The sequence below is a fragment of the Pectobacterium versatile genome (assembly GCF_020166435.1).
Classification (GTDB): Bacteria; Pseudomonadota; Gammaproteobacteria; order Enterobacterales; family Enterobacteriaceae; genus Pectobacterium; species Pectobacterium versatile.
In genome coordinates this window covers 78,672-95,086 of sequence record NZ_JAINZP010000003.1, presented here as the reverse complement: position 1 = coordinate 95,086, position 16,415 = coordinate 78,672, and the positions used below count along the sequence as shown (strand labels likewise).

Here is a 16,415-nt window from a genome sequence, read left to right as displayed (position 1 = left end):
AACGATGAGTAACTTAAACGTAATTATTGCCGACGACCATCCTATTGTCCTTTTTGGCATCAAAAAATCGCTTGAGCAGATTGAATGGGTCAATGTAGTTGGCGAATTTGAAGACTCAACAGCGTTGATCAATAACCTACCTAAGCTGGATGCTAATGTTTTAATCACCGATTTATCCATGCCAGGCGATAAATACGGCGATGGTATTACCCTCATTAAATACATTAAGCGCCATTTTCCCCACCTCTCTATTATTGTTCTTACTATGAATAATAATCCAGCGATTCTGAGTGCAGTGCTGGATTTGGATATCGAAGGCATCGTACTGAAACAGGGGGCGCCGACCGATTTGCCCAAAGCGCTGGCGGCCCTGCAAAAAGGGAAGAAATTCACTCCAGACAGCGTATCCAAAGTGCTGGAGAAAATCAGCGCCAGCGGCTACGGCGACAAACGCCTGTCTCCGAAAGAAAGTGAAGTGCTACGCTTGTTTGCAGAAGGCTTTTTGGTTACCGAAATCGCCAAAAAATTGAATCGTAGTATTAAAACGATCAGTAGCCAGAAGAAGTCAGCCATGACCAAGCTGGGCGTCGAGAACGATATCGCCCTGCTGAATTACCTGTCTTCCGTTAACGGTGGCGCAACGCAGGTCGATTAAGGTTTTCCTCTCCTGCACCGGCAGCCGCTGGTGCAGGTTATTCCATAGATGTTCTCGCCTGACGCACCACGTTGCTGTAATGCGCCAACGACTGCTGCAACGTATCCAGCGTAACCGGTTTTGACAAACAGTTATCCATCCCAGCGCCAAGGCAACGATCTCGTTCTTCCGCCAACGCATTTGCCGTAACACCGATAACAGGGAAGCGTAATCCCTGCTCACGCATACGCTGTGTGAACAAATAACCATCCATATTCGGCATGTTGACATCCGTCAGCACGATATCAATGTGATTTTTACTCAACACGCTCAGCCCATCTACGCCATCATTCGCCGTCATCGCTTGATAGCCCAGAGAACCGAGCTGATCCGCCAACAGTCGACGGTTGATGGGGTGATCGTCAACTACCAGAATCACCATGTCGCCATTCTCCGCTCGCACATAGTTGGTCAGTGGCGGAGAAATCTCGGCGCGAGTTCTATCCTCGCTTTCTGAGCGATAGGTTTTCTCCAGCAAATCAGGCAGGTTCTGAGGTGTCGATGTCCCTTGCACCCAGTGCCCTTCGCTGACTTTCTGCGCTGATCCGTTATGCGCGCCACTCATCACGATATGCGCCCGAACGGCAATGTCTTCTGTCGACGTATAATCACTGATCATCACATCGTCAGGAGATACAGTTTGATTCTGGTAACGTACAGCCTGTACTCCTTGATCCTGCAACAGAGTCAGCAAATATGCCTCTAGCCGCGCATTACGGACCCTCAACCAGCATGTCTTCCCTTGCAGACTGGCGTTGATCGTCACGGGAGAATAGTGCGCTTTATACAACGGAATCCTGACGCCAAATAAGCTGCCAAGCCCAGGCTCCGACTCAATGGTAATATCGCCATCCATCAGATTGACCAGCTTTTCACAAATCGCAAGCCCCAAGCCTGTGCCCTGAAAATGACGTTGCACACCGCTCCCAGCCTGGAAGAATGGATCAAACAGCTTCACCACCTCGCGCGGTTGAATGCCCACGCCAGTATCGCGCACCAAAAATTCCAGATAGCCATCGCGGCAAGCAACTTCAAAAATAATGCAGCCCGTGTCGGTAAATTTAATGGCGTTGCTCAACAGGTTAGACAACACCTGCTGCAAGCGTACGGGATCGCCAAACAGGCTGACGGGAACATTAGGATTGATAAAGCAGTACAGCGTTAGGCGTTTTTTAACCACTAGCGGGAGATAGTTACTGGTGATGTGGCTGATGACTTCATGCGGCGCAAATTCACACGGTTCTATCTTCAACTGTTCCGACTCAATCTTGGAAAAATCGAGAATATCGCTGATGATCTTTAGCAGCAGCGAGGAGGAGTTGTTCATCGCCACAACCAGACGGTTGGCATCCTTCGGCAGCGACTTGGTTTGCAGCAGGTCGAGGTTACCGATAATTCCGTAAAGCGGCGTACGCAGTTCATGGCTGACGGTGGCGAGGAACATCGATTTGGACTGGCTGGCCTGCTCGGCGGCATTCGCCATTTCCTGTAGTGACTCTTCCATTTTGACGCGCGCGCTGACATCCAGCAGCACACAAATTGCCACATTTTCATTACGATAGCGCGAGTGGACAAAGCTGATTTGCAGGTGATAGTTACGGCTAGTCATGACATCCACAAACTTGGACTGCTGCTCGCAAATGATGCGAGTAATTCGCAGCCTATCCTCATGGGTAAGCAGATTGAGATAGTTGTGTGCCAGCTCGTTACTGAGGATATTCGTGCCGTCATTAATACGCAGAATGCAAATTCCTACCGGTGCCGATGCGACAATCTTGCGGTTAAATTGCTCATTCTCTTCCAGTTGGAACGCATTCACTTCTGCAGGCAATAGCATTTTCCGCTCAAATACTAGCGCCAGTACAAACAGCAAAATAGCCCATAATATATTCAGCACAAGCATGTTGATCATCAATGCGCTGATGTGAGAAAGCAGTACCTTCAACGGCAGCGAGTACACAATACTGAATGAAGTAGGCGGCAGCGATTTCTTCAGAATGAGTTCATCATAGCCATTCACATAGCCAAAATAATTATGCTCAGAGGGGTAGCCGTCTACCGAAGAAACATAGCGATCTTTATCATCGGAAAACTGCAAAACTACCTGATTATATTGATCCAACAGCCGAGCACCGATCGGAAATTTACCCATGGTGACGAAGTCATCCAGACGAATCGTCTGTTCAATCCCCATGATGACTTCCAGCTTGTTATCCACATAAATCGGCGTCAGCGCATATAAATAGCCAACATCGGGGATTGACGCAGGGGTAATCCAATAGACCGTTTCATCGCGTCCAGTTTGAGTGCGACTCTTCTTCTGATCCTGAAACCGATCCTGCACATTTTTAAGCAAGTTATCACGGTCGAGCGACTGGTTACGGATGCCGAAATCAACCATACAGCGCCGATCGCCGCCGACAAAAAAGACCCGATTAAGATCGTAGACGGCAGAGAAATTATCCTGCCAGCCGTTGAAAAAATGGCTCAATGAGAGCAGCGCCGCATTCCCGCCATATTGCGTGGAACACGTTGCGCCGGGAGCTAGCGCATAAACGGAAACACCGGGGCCCCCTTCCGTTGGCGGCTCTGCCTTTTCTCTTGCCAACATCAGGCGATTTGCAGCCAGATATTCGAGTTCGCGTACAATATCCGACGCGTGTCGGATGTAACCCTGCGACAGATCAAAGCTGAGGTTATACTCCTGCCGCAGCTCTGACTCTTTTGCATTCAATACGTTAGTGATATAGAAAACGGATATCAGCGCTCCCAACACCCACAGCATGATCGCCAGAATCCGAAACAAATAGCGGGAAACTTTTAATGTGGTATGAAATGAGGCGAGATATTTCAAGTGGATACCGTTGAATGATAGGAGAACCCGTTTGCTGATACACTACCGAGAGTCAATAAAAAAAGCCAGCGCATCGCGCTGGCTTACTCTACTCGTTCCGATTTAAGGAAAAGGATTATTCGTCATCTTCAGCGATGTCATCATCGCCATCAATGTCATCGATAGCATCATCGTCTTCGGCGATTTCACCTTCGACTTTTACCACGCCATCGAGCTCTTCATCTTCTACCGGTTCTGCAACGCGTTGTAGACCAACAACACTTTCATCTTCCGCAGTGCGAATCAGCGTCACACCCTGAGTGTTACGGCCAACAATGCTGACTTCAGATACGCGTGTACGCACCAGCGTTCCCGCATCAGTGATCATCATGATCTGGTCAGCAGTATCAACCTGAACCGCACCAACCACTTTACCGTTACGCTCGCTGACCTTGATAGAGATAACCCCTTTCGTCGCACGCGACTTGGTCGGGTACTCGCTCACGGCAGTACGCTTACCAAAGCCATTTTGCGTGACGGTCAGGATATCGCCTTCGCCGCGAGGAATGATCAGAGAAACGACACGATCTTCGCCTTGCAGGTTGATACCACGGACGCCCGTTGCCGTACGGCCCATCGAACGCACCGCTTGTTCAGAGAAGCGAACCACTTTGCCTTCCGCAGAGAACAGCATCGCTTCATCACTACCGTCGGTCAGGTCAACACCAATCAGCTCGTCACCTTCATTTAGGTTAACCGCGATGATCCCCGCACTACGCGGACGGCTGAATTCCGTCAGCGCCGTCTTCTTCACGGTACCGCTCGCGGTTGCCATGAAGATATGGCGGCCTTCTTCGTATTCACGCACCGGCAGAATTGCCGTAATACGCTCATTCGGTTCAAGCGGCAGCAGGTTGACTATAGGACGACCGCGCGCACCGCGGCTGGCTTCCGGCAATTGATATACCTTCATCCAATACAAACGGCCACGGCTGGAGAAACACAGAATCGTATCGTGGGTGTTCGCCACCAGAAGGCGATCGATAAAGTCTTCTTCTTTTATACGGGCGGCAGACTTGCCGCGGCCGCCGCGGCGTTGGGCTTCGTAGTCGCTCAGCGGCTGATATTTCACATACCCTTGATGAGACAGCGTTACCACAACATCTTCCTGATTGATCAGATCTTCGATGTTAATATCGGCGGTGTTTGCCGTGATTTCCGTGCGGCGACCATCATTATACTGCGTTTTGATCACTTCCAGCTCTTCACGGATCACTTCCATCAGGCGCTCAGGGCTATTGAGGATATAAAGCAACTCGGCAATCTGGGCCAGCAGCTCTTTATATTCATCCAGCAGCTTTTCGTGTTCCATGCCGGTCAGTTTCTGCAAGCGCAGATCCAGAATCGCCTGCGCCTGCGGTTCAGTCAGGTAGTAACGCCCGTCACGGATGCCGAACTCCGGTTCCAGCCATTCTGGACGCGCAGCATCATCGCCCGCACGTTCCAACATGGTAGCAACGCTACCCAGCTCCCATGCCTGTGCGATCAGCGACGCTTTCGCTTCAGCAGGTGACGCAGCACGACGAATCAGTTCGATAATCGGATCGATGTTCGCCAGCGCAATAGCCAGACCTTCCAGGATATGAGCACGGTCACGAGCTTTACGCAGTTCAAAAATGGTACGACGCGTCACCACTTCACGGCGGTGGCGCACAAACGCGACCAGAATGTCCTTCAGCGGCATGATCTTCGGCTGGCCCTGATGCAGAGCGACCATGTTGATGCCGAATGACGTCTGAAGCTGGGTCTGGGAGTACAAATTATTCAGTACCACTTCGCCCACGGCGTCACGTTTAATCTCGATGACGATACGCATACCGTCTTTATCGGATTCGTCACGCAGCGCGCTAATGCCTTCGATACGTTTATCTTTGACCAGCTCGGCAATTTTCTCGATCAAGCGAGCTTTGTTCACCTGATACGGAATTTCATGCACAATGATGGTTTCACGGCCAGTTTTCGCGTCCGCTTCAACTTCGGCACGCGCACGGATGTAGATCTTGCCACGACCCGTACGATAGGCCTCTTCAATACCGCGTCTACCGTTAATGATGGCCGCCGTCGGGAAGTCAGGCCCAGTGATGTGCTCCATCAAGCCTTCAAGGCTAATATCTTCATCGTCAATATAAGCTAGGCAGCCATTCACGACTTCTGTCAGGTTATGCGGTGGAATGTTAGTAGCCATCCCAACTGCGATACCGGAAGAACCGTTAACCAGCAGGTTGGGAATACGCGTTGGCATAACGTCAGGAATCTGCTCGGTGCCGTCATAGTTCGGCACAAAATCGACCGTTTCTTTTTCAAGATCGGCCAGCAGTTCATGGGCAATTTTCGACATGCGAATTTCGGTATAACGCATAGCCGCAGCGGAGTCGCCGTCAATCGAACCGAAGTTGCCCTGACCATCGACCAGCATGTAACGCAGTGAAAAAGGCTGCGCCATACGTACAATGGTTTCATAAACGGCAGAATCACCATGTGGGTGATATTTACCGATGACATCCCCGACAACACGGGCGGATTTTTTATACGCTTTGTTCCAGTCGTTACCCAGTACGCTCATTGCATACAGTACGCGGCGGTGTACCGGTTTAAGTCCATCACGAACATCTGGTAATGCACGCCCGACAATAACGGACATCGCATAATCCAGATACGAGCTTTTCAGCTCTTCTTCAATGTTGACCGGTGTGATTTCTCTGGCAAGGTCGCTCATGGAGCCGCTATCCCTCTATTTAGGCATCTACCCGTATTCAGAAAAGTGAACCGTTCAGAAAGGCGAACTGTTCAAAAGGTGAAAAATTATATCACAAACCACAGTTTCGGGGGAAACTCCCTTCCGCTCCGAACAGGCTGTTTCCCCAATAGGCTTTCATTCCTCAGATATCCCTCAGAGAAAACGGACACCGCTGCACGTTGCGACACGAACGGGGTATACTCGCGGCAGTAGAATATAACGAAGGGCAGTGATGACACATGAATGTAGAAAATCAAACTCCGAACGTTGACCATCAGGAAATTGCCAAATTTGAGGCCATCGCTTCACGCTGGTGGGATTTAGAAGGCGAATTCAAACCATTGCACCGCATTAATCCGCTACGTCTGGGGTATATTTCGCAGCATGCGGAAGGCTTGTTCGGCAAGAAAGTGTTGGATGTCGGCTGCGGCGGCGGCATTTTGGCCGAGAGCATGGCGCGTGAAGGGGCGGACGTGACGGGGCTGGATATGGGCGTAGAGCCGTTGCAGGTCGCGCGCTTGCACGCGCTGGAAAGCGGTGTTTCCGTCGATTACGTGCAGGAAACGGTAGAAGCCCATGCAAGCACTTACACTGGCCTCTATGATGTCGTCACCTGCATGGAAATGCTGGAGCACGTTCCCGACCCACGATCGGTGGTAAAGGCCTGTGCTCAGTTGGTCAAACCCGGCGGACATGTATTTTTCTCCACAATCAACCGCAATGCGAAAGCGTGGATGATAGCCGTCATCGGCGCCGAATATCTGCTAAAAATGGTGCCACGCGGCACACACGATATTAAGAAATTCATTCGCCCAGCGGAGCTAATGCGCTGGGTTGATGAAACCGCACTGCGTGAGAGACATATCACAGGACTGCACTACAATCCGCTGACGGACCACTTTAAACTTGGCCCAAACGTAGACGTGAACTACATGCTACATACTCGCCACGATAAATAGAATCGATTCGGAATACTCTTAAATGTCTCGCGGCTTTTTGCCGCGTAATTTGTTAGTTTCGCCTGCTAAACCAACAAAATGTCAGGGGCTTCTTTTTTTTTACAGAATATTGACATCCTCTTAGCCCTTACAAAATCAGGATTTCGAGAAACTAACGATTCAGGAACATGAAATCAACACCAAAATCAAGCCTTGTTCTCAAACGAATCCACACTACAATACTCACCATATAGTAGCCATTTATCAAAAAACATCTATATCTAGTATTTATCCACAGAGTTAGTCACAGAAGTATTTCTGTGAATAAACAGGGGATATTTTTTATTTTCACCAACAGGTAAATCCCAACATGAACCAGAGCTTGCTCGTTACCAAGCGCGATGGCAGTAAAGAAAAAATCAATTTGGATAAAATCCACCGCGTCATTACCTGGGCCGCTGAAGGTTTACACAATGTCTCCGTTTCTCAAGTGGAGCTACGCTCCCACATTCAGTTTTACGACGGAATCAAAACCTCCGACATTCATGAAACTATCATTAAAGCCGCAGCCGACCTGATCTCCCGAGAAAGTCCAGATTACCAATATCTGGCCGCGCGTTTGGCGATCTTCCATCTGCGTAAAAAAGCCTACGGCCAGTTTGAACCGCCTGCTCTGCTGACTCACGTCACCAAGATGGTAGAACTGGGCAAGTACGACAAACACCTGCTGGAAGACTATAGCCAGGAAGAATTCGCCCAAATGGACGCTTTCATCGATCACTGGCGTGACATGAATTTCTCCTATGCGGCGGTGAAACAGCTGGAAGGGAAATACCTGGTACAAAACCGTGTCACCGGTGATATCTACGAAAGCGCCCAATTCCTGTACATTCTGGTCGCTGCCTGCCTGTTCTCCGGCTATCCGCGTGAGACTCGTCTGGATTACGTTAAACGTTTTTATGACGCGATCTCTACGTTCAAAATCTCTCTGCCAACGCCAATCATGGCGGGGGTGCGTACGCCAACGCGTCAGTTCAGTTCCTGCGTGCTGATCGAATGCGGCGACAGTCTGGATTCCATCAACGCAACGTCCAGCGCAATCGTGAAATACGTTTCCCAGCGTGCTGGTATCGGCATCAACGCAGGCCACATCCGTGCACTCGGCAGCCCGATTCGCGGCGGAGAAGCATTCCACACTGGCTGTATCCCTTTCTATAAGCACTTCCAGACAGCGGTGAAATCCTGCTCTCAGGGTGGCGTACGCGGCGGTGCAGCCACGCTGTTCTACCCGCTGTGGCATCTGGAAGTGGAAAGCCTGTTGGTGTTGAAAAACAACCGTGGTGTAGAAGGTAACCGCGTTCGTCACCTCGATTACGGCGTGCAGTTGAACAAACTGATGTATCAGCGTTTGGTAAAAGGTGAAGAAATCACACTGTTCAGTCCATCTGACGTCCCGGGATTGTATGACGCTTTCTTCGCCGATCAGAATGAATTCGAGCGCCTGTATGTGCAATATGAGCAGGATGCCAGTATCCGCAAACAGCGTATCAAAGCCGGTGAGCTGTTCTCCCTGATGATGCAGGAACGTGCTTCCACAGGACGCATCTATATTCAAAACGTTGACCACTGCAACACGCACAGCCCATTCGATCCACAGATTGCACCCGTTCGCCAGTCCAACCTGTGTCTGGAAATCGCGTTGCCGACCAAGCCGTTGAACGACGTCAATGATGAAAACGGTGAAATCGCGCTGTGTACGCTGTCTGCTTTCAACCTCGGTGCCATCAATAGCTTAGACGATCTGGAAGATCTGGCGACGCTGGCTGTGCGTGCACTGGACGCCCTGCTGGATTATCAGGATTATCCGATTAAGGCCGCAGAACGTGGTGCGATGGGTCGCCGTACATTGGGTATTGGCGTCATCAACTTCGCCTACTATCTGGCGAAAAACGGAGTACGTTACTCTGACGGTAGCGCCAACGGCCTGACACACAAAACGTTTGAAGCCATTCAATACTATCTGCTGAAGGCATCGAATGTGCTGGCGCGTGAGCAAGGGGCCTGTCCGTGGTTTAATGAAACCACCTATTCACAGGGTATTCTGCCTATCGATACCTACAAGCGCGATCTGGACGCGATTTGCAACGAACCGCTGCATCTCGACTGGGAAGCGTTGCGTAAAGACATCAAAGAATACGGACTGCGCAACTCCACACTGTCTGCGCTGATGCCGTCTGAAACGTCGTCTCAGATCTCCAACGCCACCAACGGTATTGAACCACCGCGCGGCCACATCAGCGTCAAAGCGTCTAAAGACGGCATTCTGCGCCAGGTAGTGCCGGAATACGAAACGCTGAAAGACGCTTACGAGCTGCTGTGGGATATGCCAAATAACGACGGCTATCTGCAACTAGTTGGTCTGATGCAGAAATTTGTCGATCAGGCGATCTCCTCCAACACCAACTACGATCCGTCACGCTTCCCGTCAGGTCGAGTACCGATGAAACAGTTGCTGAAAGATCTCGTCACGGCCTACAAATTCGGCATTAAGACGCTGTATTACCAAAACACCCGTGACGGCGCTGAAGACATACAAGATGACCTGCTGGCAGAGCCACAGGACGATGGCTGCGAAGGCGGCGCGTGTAAAATTTAAGCTAATAAGAAAGGCTGCGATGCAGCCTTTCATCCTTTATAGCGGGTGCCCCTATCCGCACCCTACGGGGCTGCCACAATTGGCGTTAAAAAATGCTCCGGCATTTTTTTGGAGAAATTAATGGCCTATACCACTTTTTCACAGAATAAAAACGACCAACTGCTCGAACCGATGTTCTTCGGTCAGTGTGTTAACGTGGCGCGTTTTGACCAACAAAAATATGAAATTTTCGAAAAGCTGATCGAAAAGCAACTGTCCTTCTTCTGGCGCCCAGAAGAAGTCGACGTATCCCGCGATCGCATCGACTATCAGGCGCTGCCCGATCATGAAAAACATATCTTCATCAGCAACCTGAAATACCAAACGCTGCTGGATTCTATTCAGGGACGTAGCCCGAACGTGGCGCTGCTGCCGCTGATTTCTATCCCTGAGCTGGAAACCTGGGTGGAAACCTGGGCTTTCTCGGAAACCATTCACTCACGCTCTTACACACACATCATCCGTAATATCGTGAACGATCCGTCGCTGGTGTTTGACGATATCGTGACTAACGAAGAAATCCTGAAGCGTGCCAAAGATATCTCCGGCTACTACGACTCGCTGATTGAGATGACCAGCTACTATCATCTGCTAGGTGAAGGGACGCATCAGATTAACGGCAAAAGCGTGACCGTAAACCTTCATGCGCTGAAAAAGCAGCTGTACCTGTGCCTGATGAGCGTAAACGCACTGGAAGCGATTCGCTTCTACGTCAGCTTCGCCTGCTCGTTTGCTTTTGCGGAACGCGAATTGATGGAGGGCAATGCGAAAATCATCAAGCTAATTGCCCGTGATGAAGCGCTGCACCTGACAGGTACACAGCACATGCTGAACCTGATGCGCTCAGGCCATGACGATCCCGAAATGGCGCAGATTGCTGAAGAGTGCCAGCAAGAATGTTATGACCTGTTCGTGCTCGCTGCTCAGCAAGAAAAAGAGTGGGCTGAATACCTGTTCCGCGACGGTTCGATGATTGGCTTGAACAAAGATATTCTGTGCCAGTACGTGGAATACATCACCAACATCCGCATGCAGGCCGTTGGGCTGCCGCTGCCGTTCCAGACGCGCACGAACCCAATCCCGTGGATCAACGCCTGGCTGGTGTCCGATAACGTACAGGTCGCGCCACAGGAAGTTGAAGTCAGCTCTTATCTGGTCGGTCAGATCGATTCAGAAATCAGCGACGACGATCTGAGCGATTTCCAGCTGTAATCGATGAGCAATCCAACGATCACACTGCGCACATCCGGTGCGCAGTTTTCCTGTTCAGACGACCGCCCTTCGCTGCTGGATGTGCTGGAGTCTAACCGAGTCAGCATTGAATATCAGTGCCGCTCCGGCTATTGCGGATCCTGTCGACTGCGTCTGGTGAAAGGCAGAGTGGCGTATCATCAAACCCCGCTGGCCTGCATCCAACAGGATGAAATCCTCCCCTGCTGCTGTATGCCTCAGGGCGACATCGAACTTGATATCTAGCCCCCGTTCCCTCACAGGACATTCTCCTTACCGCGTTTACTGGCGGGCGTATTTACTGCCCGCTTTCATACTCAAGTGAGTTACACTACCTACTGAAATCGTTTTTCGACTGCTATATACCCTAAATAATTCAAGTTGCGGGACAAAACACAGGTGTTTTGAACAATACAAAGCGTTGGCCCGTCAGGGCGAGGCTCAGAGATGAGCGGAGTATTACCAACGTACATGCAGCTTGAAGTATGGCGGGGATAAAACAACCTAGAGGTTTTAGAATATGCTCACCGTCATTCCTATTTTGATCTTTGTTGCACTCATCATCGTCTGGTCAGGCATCAAAATTGTACCTCAGGGATATCAATGGACTGTGGAACGGTTTGGTCGCTATACCAAAACGCTGATGCCGGGGCTGAATCTGGTCGTACCGTTTATGGATCGCGTTGGTCGTAAAATCAACATGATGGAACAGGTATTAGACATACCCTCTCAGGAAATTATCTCACGCGATAACGCCAATGTAGCCATTGATGCCGTCTGCTTTATTCAGGTAATCGATCCCGCGCGGGCCGCCTATGAAGTTAGCAATCTGGAACAGGCTATCGTGAACCTCACCATGACCAACTTCCGTACGGTGCTGGGTTCCATGGAGCTGGACGAGATGCTGTCTCAACGCGATAGCATCAACACCCGCCTGCTACACATTGTTGATGAAGCCACTAACCCGTGGGGCGTGAAAATCACCCGCATCGAGATTCGCGACGTACGCCCGCCCGCTGAACTGATTGCCGCCATGAATGCACAGATGAAAGCAGAGCGTAACAAGCGTGCTGATATTCTGGAGGCCGAAGGGATACGTCAGGCCGCGATTCTGAAAGCAGAAGGGGAAAAACAGTCACAGATTCTGAAAGCCGAAGGCCAGCGCCAATCCGCCTTCCTTGAAGCAGAAGCTCGTGAGCGTGCGGCAGAAGCGGAAGCACAAGCGACTAAAATGGTATCCGAAGCCATCGCGGCAGGTAACATTCAGGCAATTAATTACTTTGTCGCACAGAAATATACCGATGCGTTACAGCAGATCGGTTCTTCTAATAACAGCAAAGTGATCATGATGCCGCTGGAAGCTAGCAACCTTATGGGGGCTATCGGTGGGATCACAGAACTGATTAAAGATAGCAAAAACAGCAGAGGTCAATAATGGGTATTGAACTGGTGATGGAAAATGCGCACTGGTTCTGGCTGTCGCTCGGTGGTCTGCTTTTAGCAGCCGAAATGCTGGGCGCCAGTGGCTATTTGCTGTGGAGCGGTTTATCGGCAGTATTGGTTGGGCTATTAACGTGGATGATGCCGCTGGGGTGGCCATTACAGGGAACGATTTTCGCCATCCTGACGATCGTTACGGCACTACTCTGGTGGTATTGGCTGCGTAAACGAACGCAGTCACGCCCACAGTCGATGCTCAACCAGCGCGGGCAACAACTGGTTGGACTGCGCACTACGCTGACCGACCCAGTGCTCAACGGTTTCGGGCGGGTAAACATCGGTGACAGCAGTTGGCGTGTGAAATCAGAACAGGATCTGCCCGTCGGCACGCAGGTTGAAGTGATTGCCATCGATGGTATCACGCTGCATGTACGACCGACTGAGCGCTAATTAACGCATTATTTGGGGGAGATCGTCTCCCCTTTATCACTCTTTTCTCTTTTGACAACAGCCCGCCAGATTATTGATTATCGGACAGTCTGCGCTCCCATCTCCCGGACACTGTTCGGCCAGCGTCAGCAAATGTTCACGCATCGTTTTCAGCTCTTCGATATGCATCTCGATTTCCTGCACTTTCTGCAAGGTTCGTGCTTTTACATCAGAACTTCGCCGCAGCGGATCGTTAAATAACGTAACCAGCTCTCGGCATTCATCCAGATTAAAACCAACCTGGCGCGCCTGACGCAGCAGCGTCAGCTCTTCGACGTGATGGTCGTCGTAGCTGCGGTAACCATTTTCAGAACGCAGCGGCGTAGTCAGAAGTTCTTTCTCTTCATAGAAGCGAATGGTTTTACTACTAAGACCGGTTTTTTTCGCAACATCACTGATATTCATGATTTCCCCCTTGACCCTCCCCTTGCTAGAAGGTTTACCTTATCCAATAACTAGTAGAAATCTGATGGCCGGTCAACGTCTTTCACCTCCGGCTGTGATCACGGGAGAAAATTATTATGTCTCAAACTATCGTGTTGTCGTTGCAGGGACTGACCTGCGGACACTGTGTCCAACGCGTGAAAAAAGCGCTGGACGCGTTGCCTGCGGTCGAACAAACCAACGTCACCCAACAGTACGCCAGAATCAGCGGCGACGTTGATTCCCAGACGTTGATCGACACTATTGAGCAGGCTGGCTACGAAGCACAGCTCGCTACCACGCCGGATGTCTCTCTTCAGCTTTCCGGCCTGAGCTGCAATCACTGTGTCGCCGCTACGCGTAAAGTGTTGGAAGCCATTCCCAGCGTCGTGGCGACGGATGTCACCAAAGAGCAGGCAACCGTGTATGGCAACGTTGAGGCCACAACACTGATTAGCGCCATTGAAGAAGCCGGCTATCACGCCAGCGTGCAGGAGAACGTTCACCCAAAAACTGAGCCGCTGGCACAGGTAGCGACGACGCCGGAAGCGCTGCCAGCGGCCGAGAGTATTCTTCCGGCAATGACAACACTCGCCACCCGCGATGACGACAGCGTACAGCTCCTGCTTCAGGGGATGAGCTGCGCCAGCTGCGTGAACCGCGTGCAGACGGCGTTGCAAAACGTCAGCGGCGTCATGCAGGCGCGCGTAAATCTGGCCGAACGCAGCGCGTTGGTCAGCGGTCACGCTGAGCCGGAAGCGCTGATTGCTGCCGTTGAGCAAGCGGGCTATGGCGCAGAAATTATTCAGGACGAAGAAGCTCGCCGCGCACGCCAGCAGCAAACCTCTCAGCAAGCTATTCTCCGTTTCCAATGGCAGGCCGCGCTGGGATTGCTGCTTGGTGTGCCACTGATGCTGTGGGGCGTACTAGGCGGCAGCATGAGCCTGACGCCGGAAAGCCAAACGCCGTGGCTGGTCATCGGTATTTTGACGCTAGCGGTGATGGTATTCGCTGGCAGTCATTTTTACCATAACGCCTGGCGCAGCCTGAAAAATGGCACAGCGACCATGGATACGCTGGTCGCGCTGGGAACAGGTGCTGCCTGGCTTTACTCTATTACCGTCAACCTATGGCCGGATCTTTTCCCAATAGCGGCGCGTCACCTTTACTATGAAGCCAGCGCCATGATCATCGGTTTAATCAACCTCGGTCATGCGTTGGAACAGCGCGCCCGTCAACGCTCTTCGCGGGCGCTGGAACGGTTACTGGATTTGACGCCCCCCACCGCTCGCGTCGTAACGCCGGAAGGTGAGAAATCCATTCCGCTATCCGACGTGCAGTCCGGCATGACGCTGCGCCTGACAACCGGCGACCGTATTCCTGTCGATGGCGAGATTTTGCAAGGCGAAGTGTGGGTGGATGAAGCCATGCTGACCGGGGAACCGATCCCGCAAGCCAAAACGTCCGGCGATACCGTTCACGCTGGCACGCTGGTTTCCGACGGCAGCGTCCTCTTTCGCGTGGACGCGATCGGCAACCGAACTACCCTATCGCGAATCATCCGACTGGTCAGGCAGGCGCAAAGTAGCAAACCCGCTATCGGCCAGTTGGCGGATCGCATTTCTGCCGTGTTTGTTCCCGTCGTCGTGGCCATCGCACTTCTCAGCGGCGCATTCTGGTTCTTCTTGGGGCCACAGCCGCAGATTGTCTACACGCTCATTATCGTCACGACCGTTCTGATCATTGCTTGCCCCTGTGCGCTTGGGCTGGCAACACCAATGTCGATTATTTCCGGCGTCGGACGTGCCGCGGAGTTTGGCGTGCTGGTGCGTGATGCCGATGCCTTACAGCAGGCCAGCAAGCTGGATGTACTGGTGTTTGACAAAACTGGGACGCTAACCGAAGGACAGCCGCGCGTCGTGGCGATTCATACCTTCGCCGACGTGACGGAAACTCAGGCGTTGGACTGGGCGGCTTCGCTGGAGCAAGGCTCGAATCATCCACTGGCAAAAGCGATTCTTGAACGAGCAGGGAATCTGACGCTCACGCCAGCCGAACAGTTCCGTACGCTGCGCGGTCTCGGCGTCAGCGGCAAGATCGGTGATGCACACCTGCTACTGGGGAATCCGGCGCTTCTGCAGCAACATCAGGTCGATATCACCGCAGGCGAAATGCTGATCGGCGAACAGGCTCAGCGCGGAATCACACCAGTATTACTGGCGGCGAATGGTCACATCATTGCGGTGTTCTCCATCCACGATCCGCTGCGAGCGGATAGCGTCAGCGCCTTGCAGCGTCTCCACCAGCAGGGCTATCAACTCGTCATGCTCACGGGGGACAACCCGCTCACGGCGAAGAGCATCGCTAAAGAAGCGGGTATCGATCAGGTGATTGCTGGCGTGCTGCCAGACGGCAAAGCGGAGGCCATCAAAAAGTTACAGGCTCAGGGCAAGCGCGTGGCCATGATTGGTGATGGCATCAACGATGCACCGGCACTGGCACAGGCCGATGTCGGCATTGCGATGGGCGGAGGCAGCGATATCGCGATTGAAACCGCTGCTATCACGCTGATGCGCCACAGCCTGCACGGTGTCGCCGATGCGCTGGCGCTCTCCAATGCCACACTGCGCAACATGAAGCAGAACCTGCTGGGCGCGTTTATCTATAACTCGCTGGGGATCCCCATTGCCGCTGGCGTGCTCTACCCGCTGACAGGGACGCTACTTAGCCCAGTGGTGGCCGGTGCAGCGATGGCGCTCTCCTCCATCACGGTGGTCAGCAACGCCAACCGCCTGCTGCGTTTTAAACCTAAAAATCAGTAATACAAACGCGGCGCGTTGTTGAGACGTGCCGCGTTTTCCTTTCTGAAAATCGTC

Annotated in this window: 11 protein-coding genes; 8 read left to right on the top strand and 3 right to left on the bottom strand. The window is 51.9% G+C overall.

The window, feature by feature from the left end; genetic code table 11:
- Positions 1-4: 4 nt before the first annotated feature.
- Positions 5-655, top strand: a complete 651-nt coding sequence (rcsB, locus tag K7X24_RS05280; RefSeq protein WP_005976164.1) for a response regulator transcription factor RcsB — start codon at positions 5-7, stop codon at positions 653-655.
- A gap of 37 nt (positions 656-692) precedes the next feature.
- Here the strand turns inward: rcsB and rcsC are convergent, their stop codons facing one another.
- Both rcsC and gyrA read right to left on the bottom strand, forming a co-directional pair.
- Positions 693-3,548, bottom strand: coding sequence for a two-component system sensor histidine kinase RcsC (gene rcsC / locus K7X24_RS05275; RefSeq protein WP_224553469.1), 2,856 nt, complete (start codon positions 3,546-3,548; stop codon positions 693-695).
- Between the two features lie 115 nt (positions 3,549-3,663).
- Positions 3,664-6,303, bottom strand: coding sequence for a DNA topoisomerase (ATP-hydrolyzing) subunit A (gene gyrA, locus K7X24_RS05270; RefSeq protein ID WP_224553467.1), 2,640 nt, complete (start codon positions 6,301-6,303; stop codon positions 3,664-3,666).
- Positions 6,304-6,563: 260 nt separating this feature from the next.
- On the opposite strand from gyrA, the gene ubiG reads away from it, so the two are divergent.
- The 6 genes from ubiG to K7X24_RS05240 all read left to right on the top strand — a co-directional run bounded on the left by ubiG (position 6,564) and on the right by K7X24_RS05240 (position 13,077).
- The gene (ubiG, locus tag K7X24_RS05265; RefSeq protein ID WP_224553465.1) at positions 6,564-7,283 is read left to right on the top strand and encodes a bifunctional 2-polyprenyl-6-hydroxyphenol methylase/3-demethylubiquinol 3-O-methyltransferase UbiG; all 720 of its coding nucleotides are present in this window, start codon (positions 6,564-6,566) and stop codon (positions 7,281-7,283) included.
- 349 nt (positions 7,284-7,632) lie between these two features.
- Positions 7,633-9,918, top strand: coding sequence for a class 1a ribonucleoside-diphosphate reductase subunit alpha (gene nrdA / locus K7X24_RS05260; protein ID WP_224553463.1), 2,286 nt, complete (start codon positions 7,633-7,635; stop codon positions 9,916-9,918).
- A gap of 120 nt (positions 9,919-10,038) precedes the next feature.
- Complete coding sequence (gene nrdB, locus K7X24_RS05255; protein ID WP_224553461.1) at positions 10,039-11,169, top strand: class Ia ribonucleoside-diphosphate reductase subunit beta; 1,131 nt, start codon at positions 10,039-10,041, stop codon at positions 11,167-11,169.
- A 3-nt stretch (positions 11,170-11,172) separates the two neighbouring features.
- A complete protein-coding gene (gene yfaE / locus K7X24_RS05250; protein ID WP_224553459.1) occupies positions 11,173-11,433 on the top strand; it encodes a class I ribonucleotide reductase maintenance protein YfaE in 261 nt (86 codons plus the stop codon).
- Between the two features lie 274 nt (positions 11,434-11,707).
- Positions 11,708-12,622 carry an SPFH domain-containing protein gene (locus K7X24_RS05245; protein WP_224553457.1) on the top strand — a complete coding sequence of 305 codons (915 nt, stop codon included), beginning with the start codon at positions 11,708-11,710 and terminating at the stop codon, positions 12,620-12,622.
- On the top strand, positions 12,622-13,077 hold the full coding sequence (locus K7X24_RS05240; RefSeq protein WP_224553455.1) for an NfeD family protein: 456 nt from the start codon (positions 12,622-12,624) through the stop codon (positions 13,075-13,077). Before K7X24_RS05245 ends, K7X24_RS05240 begins: the two co-directional genes overlap by 1 nt.
- Before the next feature lie 36 nt (positions 13,078-13,113).
- On the opposite strand, the gene cueR is transcribed toward K7X24_RS05240, so the two are convergent.
- Positions 13,114-13,521 (bottom strand): Cu(I)-responsive transcriptional regulator, encoded by a 408-nt coding sequence (gene cueR, locus K7X24_RS05235; RefSeq protein WP_224553453.1) that lies wholly within the window; start codon positions 13,519-13,521, stop codon positions 13,114-13,116.
- Between the two features lie 116 nt (positions 13,522-13,637).
- Here cueR and copA point away from each other — a divergent pair, with 116 nt between their 5' ends.
- Entirely contained in the window at positions 13,638-16,361 is a 2,724-nt protein-coding gene (copA, locus tag K7X24_RS05230; RefSeq protein ID WP_224553451.1) for a copper-exporting P-type ATPase CopA, read from the top strand.
- The last annotated feature ends 54 nt before the right edge of the window (positions 16,362-16,415 follow it).